14 protein-coding genes are annotated in these 16,586 nt (G+C 35.6%); 4 read left to right on the plus strand and 10 right to left on the minus strand.

The genetic code is table 11. The annotated features are described in order from the left end of the window. Positions 1–293: 293 nt before the first annotated feature. Genes Q0972_RS13265 through Q0972_RS13275 form a run of 3 tightly spaced genes read left to right on the plus strand, consistent with a single transcriptional unit; the run spans position 294 to position 5,709 of the window. Complete coding sequence (locus tag Q0972_RS13265; protein ID WP_299366309.1) at positions 294–3,440, plus strand: TonB-dependent receptor; 3,147 nt, start codon at positions 294–296, stop codon at positions 3,438–3,440. Positions 3,441–3,451: 11 nt separating this feature from the next. Next, positions 3,452–4,939, plus strand: a complete 1,488-nt coding sequence (locus Q0972_RS13270; protein ID WP_299366311.1) for a RagB/SusD family nutrient uptake outer membrane protein — start codon at positions 3,452–3,454, stop codon at positions 4,937–4,939. Positions 4,940–4,950: 11 nt separating this feature from the next. Continuing rightward, positions 4,951–5,709, plus strand: a complete 759-nt coding sequence (locus tag Q0972_RS13275) for a DUF1735 domain-containing protein (protein ID WP_299366313.1) — start codon at positions 4,951–4,953, stop codon at positions 5,707–5,709. 89 nt (positions 5,710–5,798) lie between these two features. Here the strand turns inward: Q0972_RS13275 and lspA are convergent, their stop codons facing one another. The 3 genes from lspA to Q0972_RS13290 form a co-directional block, all read right to left on the minus strand. Next, the gene (gene lspA / locus Q0972_RS13280) at positions 5,799–6,305 is read right to left on the minus strand and encodes a signal peptidase II (protein ID WP_299366315.1); all 507 of its coding nucleotides are present in this window, start codon (positions 6,303–6,305) and stop codon (positions 5,799–5,801) included. 13 nt (positions 6,306–6,318) lie between these two features. Further along, on the minus strand, positions 6,319–7,209 hold the full coding sequence (gene fabD, locus Q0972_RS13285) for an ACP S-malonyltransferase (protein ID WP_299366317.1): 891 nt from the start codon (positions 7,207–7,209) through the stop codon (positions 6,319–6,321). A gap of 168 nt (positions 7,210–7,377) precedes the next feature. Then, complete coding sequence (locus Q0972_RS13290) at positions 7,378–8,310, minus strand: dihydrofolate reductase (RefSeq protein ID WP_299366319.1); 933 nt, start codon at positions 8,308–8,310, stop codon at positions 7,378–7,380. Positions 8,311–8,596: 286 nt separating this feature from the next. Here Q0972_RS13290 and Q0972_RS13295 point away from each other — a divergent pair, with 286 nt between their 5' ends. Continuing rightward, a complete protein-coding gene (locus tag Q0972_RS13295; RefSeq protein ID WP_299366321.1) occupies positions 8,597–8,893 on the plus strand; it encodes an isoamylase early set domain-containing protein in 297 nt (98 codons plus the stop codon). 62 nt (positions 8,894–8,955) lie between these two features. Here the strand turns inward: Q0972_RS13295 and Q0972_RS13300 are convergent, their stop codons facing one another. From Q0972_RS13300 to Q0972_RS13330, 7 genes are all read right to left on the minus strand, one after another. Continuing rightward, positions 8,956–9,795, minus strand: coding sequence for an energy transducer TonB (locus tag Q0972_RS13300; protein ID WP_299366323.1), 840 nt, complete (start codon positions 9,793–9,795; stop codon positions 8,956–8,958). A gap of 9 nt (positions 9,796–9,804) precedes the next feature. Beyond that, positions 9,805–10,629: a thymidylate synthase gene (locus tag Q0972_RS13305; protein WP_299366325.1), complete on the minus strand. Its 825-nt coding sequence runs from the start codon at positions 10,627–10,629 to the stop codon at positions 9,805–9,807. A 160-nt stretch (positions 10,630–10,789) separates the two neighbouring features. Beyond that, positions 10,790–12,589 carry a NupC/NupG family nucleoside CNT transporter gene (locus Q0972_RS13310; RefSeq protein WP_367182404.1) on the minus strand — a complete coding sequence of 600 codons (1,800 nt, stop codon included), beginning with the start codon at positions 12,587–12,589 and terminating at the stop codon, positions 10,790–10,792. A gap of 15 nt (positions 12,590–12,604) precedes the next feature. Beyond that, positions 12,605–13,219 (minus strand): bifunctional nuclease domain-containing protein, encoded by a 615-nt coding sequence (locus Q0972_RS13315; RefSeq protein WP_299366327.1) that lies wholly within the window; start codon positions 13,217–13,219, stop codon positions 12,605–12,607. Between the two features lie 149 nt (positions 13,220–13,368). Further along, positions 13,369–14,331 (minus strand): electron transfer flavoprotein subunit alpha/FixB family protein, encoded by a 963-nt coding sequence (locus Q0972_RS13320; RefSeq protein ID WP_299366329.1) that lies wholly within the window; start codon positions 14,329–14,331, stop codon positions 13,369–13,371. Between the two features lie 93 nt (positions 14,332–14,424). After that, on the minus strand, positions 14,425–15,171 hold the full coding sequence (locus Q0972_RS13325; RefSeq protein ID WP_299366332.1) for an electron transfer flavoprotein subunit beta/FixA family protein: 747 nt from the start codon (positions 15,169–15,171) through the stop codon (positions 14,425–14,427). Between the two features lie 185 nt (positions 15,172–15,356). Beyond that, positions 15,357–16,484 carry a T9SS type A sorting domain-containing protein gene (locus Q0972_RS13330; RefSeq protein WP_299366333.1) on the minus strand — a complete coding sequence of 376 codons (1,128 nt, stop codon included), beginning with the start codon at positions 16,482–16,484 and terminating at the stop codon, positions 15,357–15,359. Between the last annotated feature and the right edge of the window lie 102 nt (positions 16,485–16,586).

Consider the following 16,586-nt stretch of genomic DNA (forward strand, 5'->3'; position numbering starts at 1 on the left):
TGTTATAGATGGGTTTCACCTTTATAGAATCCACAGAGAAGGTAAATAAACGGTAACTATTCTTCGGCATCAGTAAATCCTTATAGCCATTAACCTATATTTCAGTCCTTCTTGGCTTCTTTGTGGGAGCAATTGCAAAGGAAGGCAGTGTTGTCGTCTTACTTTAACCCATGAAATAACCATGTTAACTTTAATTTCATCAAAGTAATTATTTTAAGTTAGTCTTTAAAATATACTTCACTGCCGACCTTTCTTTTTGCAACAAACAAACTGTATAATTTAAATTAAGATTTATGAAAGTAAAAAATTATGGTTTGGTTCTGTTGTATTTATTTTTTGGCTTTCAATTGGCTTTTACCCAAGAAAAAACAATAACAGGAACCGTAACTACCCAATCAGACGGATTGCCTTTGCCAGGTGCAAACGTGATTGTAAAAAATACTTCAAGAGGTGTACAATCGGATTTTGATGGCAAATTTAGAATAGACGTAGCAGAAGGCGAAGTCTTAGTCATCTCTTATGTAGGAATGGAAACAACCGAGATAATAATAGGCACTGCTAATGTATATGATATTGCCTTAAAAGAAGGTAATGCACTTGATGAGGTGGTAGTGGTCGCTTATGGTACCCAGAAGAGAGAAGCTGTAGTAGGATCTGTTCAAGCTGTTGGTGCAGTAGAAATTGAACAACAGCAGGTAACATCGCCATTAAGGGCGCTTCAAGGTTCTGTAGCAGGGATTAATATGATTACCCAAGGAGGGCAGCCTGGTAATAATCCATCTTTTGTAGTAAGAGGATTTTCAAGTATTAATGCAAATAGTTCGCCCTTAATCATTTTAGATGGGACACCTTTTAATGGTAATCTGAATACTATAAGTCAAGATCAAATAGAGTCTTTAACAGTTTTAAAAGATGGTGCTTCAGCATCATTATACGGATCAAGAGGTGCAAATGGCGTAGTAATAATCACTACCAAAACAGGTAAAAAAAATACGTCTGCAACTGTCAGTATAAGAACTCAATATGGTATTTCTAATCCAGCAGTTGGACTACATGATACAGTTGATCCAGGAACTTATTTAGAGTTGCTTTGGTCTGCAGCGAGGAATAGAAATGTCTATGAGTTTGGTCAATCGCCAGAATTGGCAGCACAAAATGCTTCTAATGGTTTAATAGGTTTAATAGGCTATAACCCCTATGACGTTTCAAACCCTGTTGGTGTAGATGGGAATTTGGTAGATGGTGCAAATTTAAAGTTCAGTACAGATTGGGAAGATGTTTTGTTAAGAAGAAATGTACCAAGAGTTAACCATAATTTATCTGTTCAAGGTGGCGGCGAAAGGAGTTCTTACTTCTTTTCTTTAGATTACTTAAATGAAGAGGGGCAGGTGATAGAAGCAGATTTCGAAAGGATTTCTACACGATTTAATTTTGACTCGCAATTAAAAGATTGGTTAAAGATAGGTTTAAGAACCAGTTTTTCTAGATCTTCTTCAGGTAATCCTGAGGATGGAGCGGTTAGTGCAGTTTCTTGGATATATGGTGTGGGAAATGTATTCCCAATTTATGCAAGAGATGCTAATGGGGATTTAGTATTTGATGCATCAGGAAATCCATTTTTCGATCTTGGAAATGGTAATGGAGGAAGACTTGGTCAGGCTGTTAATGCCAACAGAATTCCTAGAAGTGGAGAAAATATTATGGCAATCATAAGGCTAGGAACTGAAGAGCGAATAAGAACCAATTATATCGGAAATGCTTTCGCCGAAATCAATTTTTTGGAAAACTTCACGTTTAGGACCAATTTGGCTTATGAAAACTTCTTATTTGATTCTCACAGTTTTGATGATGATCAGTTTGGTATTGCTTCTGATATTCAGGGTAGGGTTAGTAAAGTAAGAAATGTCACTACTACGCTCAATGCCATACAGAAATTAAATTATACCAATTCTTTTGGATTGCATAGTGTGTCTGTTGATGCAATAATGGAGGCCTATACAAATAGCTCTGATTCTTTCAGAGGTTCAGGCACTGGATTATTACCCGATTTAGAGGAGTTACAAACGACTAACATTCCAGAATCAATAAGTGGTTTAAGAATCAGTAGTAGGGTAAACGGTTATTTAGGAAGGCTTAGCTATAATTATGACAATAAATACTTTTTTGAAACCTCTTTTAGAAGAGACGGTGCCTCCCAATTTGGCAGAGATTTTAGATGGGGAAGTTTTTATTCAGTAGGTGGTAGTTGGATAGTAACTAAAGAAAATTTTCTTTCAGATTCTGGCTGGTTAGATAACTTAAAACTTAGAGCATCTTATGGAGAGTTGGGGAATAATGCAGGTATTGGTTTTTTTCCTTATCAATTTGTGTTTGTCGGTGCAAACCCAGGAAATATAGTTATCTCTCCGGTTGAAGGAAACCCAGTAGCTATTCCGCCAAGTTCTTTGCCAGACCCATCATTACAATGGGAAAAAACAGCAACAACTAATTTTGGTTTGGACTTTTCGATTTATAGAGGTGTATTGTCCGGAACAATAGAATATTACGAACGAGAGAGTATAGATTTATTATATTCAGTTCCCGCTGCGTATTCTACAGGTGCTACAGATATTTTCACAAACAATGGAGCCGTTAAAAACAGTGGTTTGGAGATTACGCTAAATTCACGAATAATAGATACTGAAGATGTGTCATGGAATATTGGTGGTAATGCATCATTTCAAAAAAATGAGATTACGAGTTTACCACAAGATCAGTTTATAAATGGCACTAAACTTTGGAAAGAAGGAAATTCTTTATTTGAGTTTTATCTAAGAGAATGGGCAGGTGTTAATCCTGCTACCGGTGATGCGCTGTGGTATCAGGATATTACTGACACTAATGGAAACGTTACAGGTCGAACAGTTACAAACGTATATGGCGATGCCACTAGATATGAAACAGGAAAAGAATCACTTCCAGATATACAAGGTGGTTTCTATACGAATTTCAGATTTAAGAATTTTGACGTGTCGGCAACTTTCAATTATAGTTTTGGAGCCTACCTTTTAGATACGGATTATTCTGGCTTAATCGGGAATTTTGACACAAATGGAGCACCAGCACATCCCGATAACCTTCAGGCTTGGTCACAACCTGGTGATATTACTGATTTTCCTCGTTTAACTACTGCTAATGTTGAGTTTACACAGACCTCAGATAGATGGCTGTTTAAGAATGATTATGTAAGATTAAGAGCCCTTACTATTGGATATAACTTCTCTGAGAATGCACTAAAAAGGACAGGATTAAAGAAGGCTAGAGTATATTTTCAAGGAGATAATATTCTTACTTGGCAATCTCATTTTGGAATAGATCCAGAGCAATCTTTTGGCGGGACAACTGCAAGTAGATCGCCTTTACCAAAAACGTTTACAATCGGTACTTTGCTACAATTTTAAATATAATTACTATGAAAAAAAGTTTAATATTATTCAAGAAAATAAAGAGTCTAAGACTCAGATTATTTACTATTCTCTGTCTTACAATAGTTGCTGCTTCGTGTAGTAATGACTTTTTAGAAGAACCAGAAAATAACTCAGGTATTACTGAAGATGTTGTGTTTAATTCTAGGGAGAACGTCCAATTGTTTGTTTCAGGAATTCTGTCAAACTATAAAGGGCAATATAGTGATGCAAATTCACCTGCAGCAGCAGATGCAGGAGGTTTGTATTCGCTTTACATGGCAAGAGCTGTAAAAGGCAAGGATTTAATTCAGGGAGGGTTTCCTTATAATTTTGATTATGAGCATGGAAATAGAGAACCTAATTTTAGGCGCGTTATTTTTGCTTGGGGTTTCAATTATTTAAATGTTAATTACGCTAATATTTTAATTGATGGCGTACAATCAAGCGCACTAAATGAATCAGACAAAAAGGAGTTTATTGCCATCGGAAAGTTTTTTAGGGCATATCATCATTTTCAACTGCTTCTAGATTTTTGCCCTAACTATAATAATGATAGATTACTAGCAAGGATTCCATATTATACAACTAGAGTGACTTTAGAAACTGCTAATGGTAATCCACCTTCTCCTATGAGCGAAATTTATGATTTTGTTATTCAAGATCTAGAAGAAGCTATAGTAGATTTGCCAGATACTAGATTAGGGAAAAGCTATGTGAATAAAAAAGTAGCTCAAGCAATCTTGGCTAGAGTTTTGTCTGTAACACAAGATGATTGGTCTAGACTTTCAGAATTATCAAAAACAGTTTATGATAACAATGCTAGCCAAGCTGTTCAATCTGCAAATTGGGGTAATGGATTTAATGATATGCAAGATGATGAATGGATTTGGGCAATGTTTCAAAATGGTAATGATGAAACCAACTTTTTCTGGGGACATCCAGCAGCGACTTTTGATCATACGGTATTGTCATGGCAAGTAACTTATGCAGATTCAAATTTTGCCAATTTATTTTCACCTACCGACGTAAGAAATACATTTTTTGATTTTTACGGAGCTGGTGCCTCCGAACCATGGAGAGACTTTGTCTCAAGTAAGTTTGCCTTTTCGTTCGCTTCGGATATTCCTATACTCAGAAAATCTGAGTTTGTACTGTTAGATGCTGAAGCGCAATACCATTTAGGTAATACCCAAGAGGCTCAGAGTTTACTGTTTGCTTTACAATCAGATCGAGATCCTAATGCTGTAATGAGTAATAATTCTGGTACTGCTTTACTCAATGAGATATTATTAGAAAGAAGAAAAGAGTTTTACGGCGAATTTGGTGTTGAATGGTTTGATGCCAAGAGATATAATTTAGCGATTGAAAGAGACGTAAATACGCATCGTGTTGATGTAGATGTCCCAGTAAATAGTAATTTATTTTTCTTAAAGCTTCCAGAAGTAGAATTAGATGCTAATCCTTTTTACACAGATGGTTTTATTAACGATTAATTTTGAAAGAGATGAAAAGAACTTTATATAAAATATTAGTAATGTTATGTTTAATGTTTGTTGCTTGTGAAAGTGAAACAGATGTTGTTGGTGTTTCCGATTATAATCTTATCAGTTTTCAAGACGATAATTTCAATTTTGAACTAAATCAAGATGGAGTTTCCACGAAGACAATTACGGTCTATAACTCAAGGACATCATCTTCAGATGTAACTTATAACTTAGAAGTTTTACCATTGGAGTTTAATGGTGGTTCTGGTTCTACAATAGCTTCAGATTATTATAATGTACCTAGTTCTGTCACTATACCAGCCAATGAAAGATCAGCACAATTTGATGTTACCATAATAGACAATAGTTTTGGTAGTAGCGATAGATTAGTACTGGGTTTTGCAGATGAAGATTTTGCCTTAAATCCACACCCAATAAGTATGCCTATCGTGATTGTTTGTCCAGTTAATGAGCTTGTTTTAGATATTACCTTTGATAGTTATGCAGAAGAAACGAGTTGGGAATTGTATATTGATATTAATACATCACCAACATTAATTGCCTCTGGAAGTGGTTATGATGATTTAGATAACGAATCTATAATAGAGCGTATCTGTATAGAAGATGGCGATTTTGGTTTTGTTATTTACGATGCATTTTCGGATGGAATTTGCTGCGGGTTTGGACAAGGAAGCTATTCGCTTATTCTAAACGGTGACGTTATAAAAGAAGGGGGTTCTTTTGGTGCCAGTGAGGTAACAACCTTTTCACTACCTTGAGTAAATATTTTTAGTGTCTTTGACACTAACTACTAGTCTTCAAAACAGAAAAGGTCCTTTTTTAAGGACCTTTTCTGTTTTGTAAACCGTTATGAATTTGTTTGTGAAATGACTTTCTTCTTGTTAAAAACACCACTAAAGAGCAGCATAATCATCCCAGTAGTAACAGATAGATCCGCCACATTAAATATGCCCGTTTTGAACACACCACCTAAATCGATAAAGAAAAAATCCGTGACCTCGCCAAAAACGATACGATCGAATACGTTAGCAATACCGCCTCCTATGATACAACAAAAAGCAATTAAGCTTAAACGATCCAGATCTTTATGCTTTACAATATAATAGATAACATATAGGAGTACAAGAGTTGGCAATATTAAAAGAAAGATCAAACGGAGTGTTGGGTTCATATCACTTCCCATACCAAGGAAAGCACCTTTATTTTCTACCCAGATCAATTGAAAATAGTTGCCGATTACATCAATTTCTCCATCTCTTCCTCTAGTCATTGTGTTTCTTACAACAACTTTCGAAATTTGATCAATAGCGATATTGAAGACGATTAGAAGGGCTATAAATAGATTCCTGTTCAAAACGGAAGGGGCTTTAATTAGCTTCGAATATTGCAGAGTCGGTCTCTGCTTCTCGATTTATCTTCTTAACCAAACCTTGTAATACCTTACCTGGGCCAACCTCTGTAAAATGAGTAGCACCGTCGGCAATCATTTGCTGAACGGATTGTGTCCATCTCACAGGTGCTGTTAATTGTGAGATTAAATTGGTCTTTATTTCGCTTTCATCGGTAACTGCTGAGGCTGTTACATTTTGATATATTGGGCAGTTTGGCTTACTGAATGTTGTATTTTCAATCGCGGCGGCGAGCTCTTCGCGAGCGGGCTCCATCAAGGGAGAGTGAAATGCACCACCTACAGGTAATACCAATGCACGACGTGCACCTTCTTCCTTAAGCGTTTCGCAGGCTTTATTTACTGCTTCTATTTCTCCCGAAATTACCAATTGACCTGGGCAATTATAATTTGCTGCAACAACGATGCCTTCAGTCATGGCACATACTTTTTCTACAACATCGTCATCTAAGCCTAAAACGGCTGCCATAGTACTTGGTTGCAGTTCACAGGCTTTTTGCATGGCCTGAGCACGCTGAGATACTAATTTTAATCCATCTTCAAAAGTTAAGGCACCAGCAGCGACCAATGCCGAAAATTCTCCAAGTGAATGGCCAGCAACCATGTCTGGTCTAAAGCTGTCCCCTAAGGTCTTTGCCAAGATTACCGAATGTAAAAAGATGGCAGGTTGAGTCACCTTGGTTTGTTTCAGATCTTCAGCAGAGCCTTCAAACATTACATCGGTAATATGAAAACCAAGTATATCATTGGCGCTTTCAAAAAGTTCTTGTGCTAATGGAGAACTTTCGTAAAGGTCTAGACCCATACCAGAAAACTGAGCGCCTTGACCTGGAAATATGTATGCATTCATATGGACTAAATTTTAGTGCTGCAAAAGTACATGAATTTTTTCATTTGAAAATTCTCAAACAACTAAATGTAGAAATCTATGGACTAACAAAGTGATAACTGAAGGCAAACTAAATGTTGCTCATTTTTTTAGACAAAATTTAGTTTTTACAGAAGATAAATAGGACTGTTATCTTTTTTCATAAGTTATAAAAGAAAATGCATACTTATGATTATCATCAGCATCATGAGTGGTTCTACTCACTTCTTTCCATTTTTCAGGATTTATCTCAGGGAAGAAAGTGTCTGCACCTTCAAAAGTGCTATGAACTCTTGTCATTTCTAATTTGTTGGCCAAAGCAATAGATTGTCTGTAAATTTCACCGCCACCTATAATGAAAGGCTGATCGTCTTTTCTAGCGGCATCAATAGCATCTTCAAGATTGTTAACAACAATAACACCATTTGGTACTTTGTAATCGTTTTGCCTGGTAATGACAATATGTGTTCTGTTTGGCAGAGGTTTTGGAAAACTTTCAAAGGTTTTGCGTCCCATGATAATGTGATGGCCAGATGTTAGTTCTTTAAATCGCCTTAAGTCGTTACTCAAATGCCAGATAAGGTCATTATCTTTACCAATAGCATTATCCTCTCCTGCTGCAACAATTATCGTTAATTCATTGGAGTTTTTTTTTTCTTCTGTATTATTTGCTAATTGTGATTCATTGTAAGCTTGAGATTGCGCGATCTTTTTTTCTTCTTTTAAAAAGTCTTCCTTTAGCTTATCTATACGCTGTTGCTGTTGATTTACTAATTTGTCTAGTTGTTGCTTTTCCCACTCTTTACCCATAAACTTATGAGTAATAAATACAGTTATGAAATGATAAGCAAATAAAAATAACCAAGCCAATATAGCGTAGACAAACCAATTAATGCCTGCAATAGTAAAATCCTTTCCAATACCAAGGACAGTATTGGCCAGAATTAAGAATACGGCACCAATTAAAAAAATGACAAAATGGATATATAAACGTTTTTTTTGTCTAATGCGTTTTTGTGCATTTTCTATAAGTTCTAATTGGTCTTTATCTATAGATGAAACTTGTTTTTTCTTCCCGAACATAATCCAAAATTGAGGATATAAAGATACTTCTTTTTAACTAAAACGTTATCGTTATTTTTTGTTGCAACTAATTAGGGTTTTTCGAAAACGATATCGTTGATTATCAGGCTAAAAGCTCTAATTTTTTTGTTGATGATCTTATAAATTAAGAGCTAAAAAATTGTGGAGTTTATTAAAAAGTAAAGCCTATTTTATTAAAATGATAATTCTTTCATCTAATGCAATTTAAACTTTAATTTGTGGTTTTTTCTTTTATACTTTTGACCCCAGAATTAAATTAATTATTATGGCAATTAAAAAGCAGTATTTAAAAAGTAAGCCAGTTTGTAAAGTGACATTTTCTGTTCCGGCAAAAGAGGCAAAAAATGTAGCGGTTGTTGGAAGCTTTAACGAGTGGAATACTGAAGCTACAGAATTAAAGAAATTAAAGAATGGTACCTTTAAAGGAACTGTTGATTTACCCAGCGAAAACTCATACGAATTCAGATATGTAGTTGATGGCACCTACATCAACGATGAGCAAGCAGATTCTTATGCTTGGAACGATTTTGCTGGTGCTGAGAATGGTGTTTTAAATCTATAATCACCGTTTTCTGAAAAAACTGAAGCGTCTCTCCCGATAGCCATCGGGATTGAGACGCTTTTTTAATTTGTTACTCTAAATACAATAGGTATGGCATAAGGGACAATTACTGGTTTTCCCTTTTGGTATCCTGGTTTTTTTAGTTTAGGAATCTTTTTAATGACCCTAATAGCTTCTTTTTCTAAAGTTGGGTGAGGACCACGTGCCAAAATTTCAGATACACGCCCCTTTTTATCTACTTTAAACATCACGTTAATCCTTTTAATTCCAGGAGAGAGTTTCAACTTCCTGGCAAGCTTTTGATTAAAGTTTTTTGAGATTACATCTCTTACTTTATCATTCATGCAATTTTTCAGCTCTTCATTTGTCATGTTCTCATCACAACCTCTGTAAACTGGTACTTTTTCTATAAAAGCAAAGGGAACTTCAGAGGGAGTATAACCTAGTATGGGCACAATAGAGTCATTAACTTTATCTAACAAAAAGCCAAATAAATACCTTGCATTAAATGATACACCATTATTATAAATATCTAATGCAGGTTTCACTAACGGAATACTATCTAAGATGTACTTCAGTGCTTCAGGCTTTTTACTTAAAGGACTTGAGATATTAGAGTAGTCTTCTACCACTTTGCCTCCTTCATCGTATAATATACTTGTATGTATACTTATAGTATCTTTTTTGGCCTTAAAAAATATAGTGTCTTTAAGTGTTTTATAATTTACATGCTTTGCCAAAAACTCATGAAACAAGATTTCATAACAACGCTCTTTATCTTCGGATTCTTCACATCCTTCAAAAATCACGAAAGGTCTATTGTACAATTCTGGATTTTGATTTTGACTTAATCCAAGGTTTGAGAAAATGAAAAAAACGAGACAGTATTTAAGTAACTTCATAAAATTATTTTAAACAGCAACCACGCCTTTTATATGCGGATGAGGATTATAATCGACAAGTGTAAAGTCTTCAAACTTAAAATCGAAAATATCCTTGACTTCTGGATTGAGAATCATTTTTGGCAGTGGTCTTATATCTCTAGACAGTTGTAGTTCTAATTGCTCCAAATGATTATTATAAATGTGTGCATCACCAAATGTATGGATAAATTCGCCTGGTTGGTAACCGCAAACTTGAGCGATCATCATGGTAAACAATGCATAAGATGCAATATTAAAAGGAACTCCTAAAAAGATATCTGCGCTACGCTGATATAATTGGCAAGATAATTTGCCATCAGCAACATAAAACTGAAAGAACGCGTGGCAAGGCGGTAAAGCTGCGTTACCATTAGCAACATTTTCTGAGAATGATTTTGAGGTGTCTGGCAATACAGAAGGATTCCATGCAGAAACCAGCATTCTTCTGCTGTTTGGATTACTCTTAAGTTTATCGATAACAATTTTGATTTGGTCTATTTCTTCACTTGCCCAATTGCGCCATTGATGACCATAAACAGGACCTAGATCGCCATTCTCATCGGCCCATTCGTTCCATATACGAACCCCATTTTCATTAAGATAATTGATGTTGGTATCGCCTTTAAGGAACCAAAGGAGTTCATAGATAATAGACTTAAGATGTAATTTCTTAGTGGTTACCATTGGGAAGCCTTCACTTAAATCGAATCGCATTTGGTAACCAAAAACGCTCTTAGTTCCTGTTCCTGTTCTATCTTCTTTTTCGTTACCGTTTTCTAAAACGAACTTTACTAAATCGTGGTATTGTTTCATGCGCTTTTTCTGCGAAAGCAGAAATCTCTTTAAATTAAACTTAAATTTTTGTAGAGTAAAATCCTATCCGTATAGGAGTATTTCAAAAATCGAAAATATAAAAAAGCTTCAAATCTCTCGAAAGGGAGTCTTATTATAATATCAAAAGTTATTAACTATCCTAACCGATAATCATACCAGCAATGGTAGCAGATATTAAAGACGCAATAGTACCGCCAATTAGTGCTTTCATACCGAATCTAGACAATTGTTTACGTTGTCCTGGTGCCAAGGATCCAATACCGCCAATTTGAATACCAATAGAAGCAAAATTTGCAAATCCACAAAGCATATAGGTCGCCATTATTACAGACTTTTCATAAGTAAGGTGTGTAGCATTTGAAACATTCTTTAAATCTGCCAATTGTATATAACCGACAAACTCACTTGCTGCTAATTTAATGCCAAGTAATTGCCCCATCATCATCATGTCTTCTTTGGCAACACCAATAAGCCACATTAGAGGAGCAAAAACAGTTCCTAAAATCGCTTCTAGAGAAAAGCTTTGGTATGGTGTGTTGGCCGCCATCCAACCATTAAGAGAAGTAATATCACCTACCCAACCAAGAATTCCATTAATCATGGCAATAAAAGCAACAAATACTAATAGCATAGCACCGACATTAACAGCTAACTTTAAGCCTTCAGTGGTACCGTTTGCAATGGCATCCAATAAATTGGCACCTATTTTTTCTTGAGACACCTTAACATCGGTATTGATATCTTCGGTTTGTGGAAATAAAATCTTAGAAATAACGATAGCGCCAGGAGCTGCCATTACCGAAGCAGCTAGTAAGTGTTTGGCATAAACTAAACGAAGTGCAGGATCATCACCACCTAAAAATCCAATATAAGCTGCGAGTACAGCACCTGCTACAGTAGCCATACCACCTATCATCACCAATAAGATTTCGGATTTATTCATTTTCTCGAGATAAGCCTTAATCAACAAAGGTGCTTCTGTCTGGCCCAAGAAAATATTCCCAGCAACGCTTAAGCTTTCTGCGCCAGAAATTTTCAAAAGTTTAGTAAGTAACCAGCCAAAAGCTTGAACAACTTTCTGAATAATACCTAAATAGAACAGAACCGAAGTTAATGCTGAAAAGAACAAAATAGTTGGCAGTACTTGAAAGGCAAATATAAAACCATAGGAGTTTACATCCATAACTCCGCTAAATAGAAATTCGCTTCCTGCTCTGGTAAAATCTAAAATATTTATGAATACTTGACCAACAGCCTCAAAAGCACTTTTTATAAAATCTACTTTTAGTACGCCAATAGCAATGAGTAATTGAAACGCTAATCCAATGCCAACGGTTCTCCAGTTAATCGCTTTTCGGTTGCTACTAAACAAAAAGGCAATAAATATTAGGGAAAGCATTCCAAGCGCACCTCTCCATAAGCTATTAAAACTAAATCCTTTGCTTTTAACAATAGTGTCGTTTGAAGCTTTTTTTCTGATATGGCTAGGATGTTCTTCTGAGATATATGTTAATACACTGTTACCGTTTTTTAATTGCAGTATAGTGTCTTCTTGTTTTAGTATTTCATAATAAATGTCAACAGTGGTAGGTACTTTTTGTTTAAATACCAAAAGGTTGTTATTTTGGAGCCAAATCCCCTTATTAAAAGTGTTGTTTAATATAGAAAGATACTCGCCATTTTTATTGAGGGTCAAGAATTCTTTACCTTTTATAAATTCTATCTCTCCTGAAATGCTATCTGGATAAGTCTCGTAAATGGTGTTATTGAGTAATTGCCAATTATTGATTTTTGTATCCTCAATTTCATTAATTTGTGTAAGCGTGTTTTCTGTAACGTTGGTATGTGTAGAATCAATTGTGAATTTTTCAAGCTCTTGTGCCGTTATGGTAGAAAGTCCAATAAATAACGCAATAAGGGCTTTAAAAAAATGATTCATAAAGGGAGTTGTTGATTAACGCTTTGAGATTTCGTCTCTTATCTTGGCAGCCTTTTCGTAATCTTCACTGTTTACAGCTTCTTCCAAGAGACTATGGAGTTCCTCCAAGGATTTGTCTTTATAGCTTTGTTGCTCTACAGCTGCAGCTTCGATTTCTTCGGCAATGAGATCATCTACCAAAATGCTATCTTGTTCTTCTTCCTCTTTCTTGGGATTGACTTTAAGATAGATGCCAGCTTTGTCTAAAATATTCTTGTAAGTGAATATTGGTGCTTGAAAACGTAAAGCTAGTGCAATAGCATCACTAGTTCTGGCATCAATGATTTCTTCAATCTTATCGCGTTCACAAATTAAACTCGAATAAAAAACACCGTCGACCAATTTATGAATGATCACTTGTTTCACCACAATATCAAATCGATCCGCAAAATTTTTGAATAAATCGTGAGTTAAAGGACGTGGAGGGCGGATTTCTTTCTCTAGGGCGATGGCTATAGATTGTGCTTCAAACGCTCCTATTACAATTGGTAGTTTACGGTCGCCGTCAACTTCGTTGAGAATTAAGGCATAAGCGCCATTCTGTGTCTGGCTATAAGAAATTCCTTTTATGTTTAAACGAACTAAGCTCATAAGTTATAAAACACAAAGAACTGTTTAAATTTGGACTTTACCAACTGCTAAAAGCATATTTGGATATTTTTCTTAATACTTTCGATAAAACGCCTTTATTAAGAATAATCTAAATTTAAACAGTCCTATATTATTACAAGGTAATAAAATTATGCGTTTTGAGCTTTAAAAGCTTTTAATTTTTCTATGAGTGTCGGTACAACTTCGAAGGCATCTCCAACGACTCCATAATCTGCGGCTTTAAAGAATGGAGCTTCAGGATCTGTATTTACCACAACTTTTACTTTAGACGCATTAATACCAGCTAAATGCTGTATGGCTCCAGAGATACCTATGGCAATATAAAGGTTAGACGCTACTGGCTTACCTGTTTGCCCTACGTGCTCACTATGTGGTCTCCAGCCTAAATCAGATACTGGTTTAGAGCATGCAGTTGCTGCACCTAACACATCCGCAAGTTCTTCCACCATTCCCCAATTCTCAGGGCCTTTTAATCCTCGCCCACCAGAAACCACAATTTCGGCATCGGCAATACTTACTTTGTCTGTTGCCTTATCAACAGATTCTATAGCAACTCCAGAGTTAGGCAATTCAGGTGAAAAAGCTTCGACAGTTGCGGTGCCTCCAGATTCTACTACACCAAACGAGTTGTTTGATAAACCTACGATTTTTACATCCGTATGTATTTCGGTATTGGCAAAGGCCTTGTTGGTGAATGCAGTACGCTTTACTGTAAAAGGTGAAGTGCTAGAAGGGGCTTCAACAACATTAGAAACATAACCTGCCTCTAATCCGACAGCTAATAATGGTGCTAAATATTTACTATCAGCACTAGAGCTTAATACTACGACGTTAGCACTTTCATTTTTTGCTGCGTGTTCTACTGCGGCAGCATGTTTTTTGGCGTTAAAGCTATTTAAGGTGTCATCAGTGATAGAGAGCACTTTTGATGCGCCATAGTGTCCTAAGCTTTCAGCATTATCTGCATTAATAGCAACAGCGGTTACCGAAGTTCCCATTTGGTCTGCTATTGCTTTTGCATAAGATACGACTTCGAGAGCTGCCTTTTTAAATTTTCCGTTTTCTGATTCTGTATATACTAAGACTGACATTTTTTTTATTTTTTTGTCATTCCTGCGAAGGCAGGAATCTTATGATTTTTACTTGGTTTTTTATTGAGATTCCTGCCTTCGCAGGAATGACAATTAAATTACTTTAGCTTCGTTATGAAGCAGGTTTACTAATTCATCAATATTTTGAGCATCAACTAATTTGACGGCTCCTTTAGGTGCAGGCTTTTCAAAACTTACAGCTTTGGTTTCTGAATTAGCTTCCGTAGGCTCAACAACGGTTAGAGGTTTTTTGCGAGCCATCATAATACCTCTCATATTTGGGATGCGTAGATCGCTTTCTTCCACTAATCCTTTTTGGCCTCCAATAACTAATGGTAAAGACGTATTAACAGTCTCCTTGCCTCCGTCAATTTCTCTAACGGCTTTTGCATTAGAGCCATCGATTTCAAGTCCTATGCAATTGGTTACAAAATTAGCATCTATCATTGCGGCAAGCATACCTGGCACCATACCACCATTATAGTCAATAGATTCCCTGCCAGCAATGATCAAATCAAAACCACCATCTTTAACCACATGCGACAATTGTTTCGCAACGGCGAAACCATCGGTTGCTTCAACATTTACTCTAATAGCAGCATCAGCACCAATGGCGAGTGCTTTTCTCAAAGTTGGCTCGGTTTCTGCTCCACCAACATTTACAACAGTTACACTAGCGCCTTGCTTCTCTTTAAACCACATCGCTCTGGTTAAGCCAAATTCATCATTAGGATTAATTACAAACTGCACACCATTAGTGTCAAACTTGGTGTCTCCATCCGTAAAATTAATTTTCGAAGTCGTATCAGGCACATGGCTAATACATACTAATATCTTCATAAGTTAACGTAATTTATTTTTTTGTTTCTTTTCTTTTACGATAACGTTATCGTAAAATTTTAAAATCATGCAAAAATAGCCTAAAAACTATTTATTGAATAATTCTTCGCGAAGATAATAATAATTTCTAATTTATTATGCATGCATAATAAATATTTAAGAAAATTCACTAGAATGTAAAGCAGTCAATTTAGAATGCGCTTGAAAACTTTTTGCTGGCCATAAGAAGTAGATAATTTTATAAAGTAAAGTCCTTTACTATAACCTAATAGGTTTATTGTATTACTCTCAAATCTGTTAGTGCTATATATAGATTGCCCAGAGATGTTGAATATCTCAACCGCTACCGAATCTTCATTTTCTAAATTAGAGATTTGCAAATAAGGATTACCGTTGATTCTGTAAGGTCTCATATTAGGGAAAGCATTCTCATCAATAGAGAGATTTACCTGTGACAACTCGATGATATAACTTCCAAAAAACACATGCTCCCTAGACAATTGTAGAGTCTCTGTATCAAAATCGAGAATAAAAAAAGTATTGTCATAGGCTGCATTCAAAGGACTACATGCTATATCGAAAATATTGAAAATAAGACTCTCCAGATAAAAACAAGGTTCGGTCGAATCAATTTCTGTAGTAATTGCTGGATATGACTCCCACAGTTGTAGCATGTTATCAATATCCACATATCCATTAGGATTACCGCCTTTTAATCCAATATGAAATGAATGTCCGCATGATGTTTCTTCATTACTTTCAACATACAAAACATCATTCGCTGCATCGTAATTAAAATTTACTCTGAAATTAAAATCTTCAGGGACGTTATTCAAAGGGCAACCAAAACATGGATCGGCATCTGAGGTCTCAATATATTTAGTTACATCAAATGTCTTACCATCAACTAACGAAATCAGTTCTGAGTCTATAGGCATTGTAATTGGTAAGCTAATTGTAGCAAAGTCTTCATCAAAAATGGTCATTGTGATGGATGGCACTTGAGCCATAACATCTTCAATAATGCCTTTAGAGTTGATATAAACATGATAATATTTTTGTAATTCTTCAGAACCCGTTGGGGAGGTCTGAATGAAATCGTAAATATCATAGTTTTCAAAAATATCGGTGATATACTGTTGTGAAAAATTCAAACTAATGGTTCCATTGTTATTTGCAGTCACAGTTGGTATATCTGTTATGTTTTCAATTTTTAATTCTACACGCAGGTTAGAACAATGTATGGTCATTTGCGAGAAACCGAAACGCATCGATATCAGAAGAATAAAATGCAGGATATAGATTTTCTTCATAAGACACTTATTTTACGGCTTTGTAAGTTACGATTTTTTATCGCTTTTATGTCACCAAAATAGTGGCGATTTATTGGCAATAATTATTATTTTTGCTACTCG

The organism is Winogradskyella sp. (assembly GCF_028282165.1).
Classification (GTDB): domain Bacteria; phylum Bacteroidota; class Bacteroidia; order Flavobacteriales; family Flavobacteriaceae; genus Winogradskyella.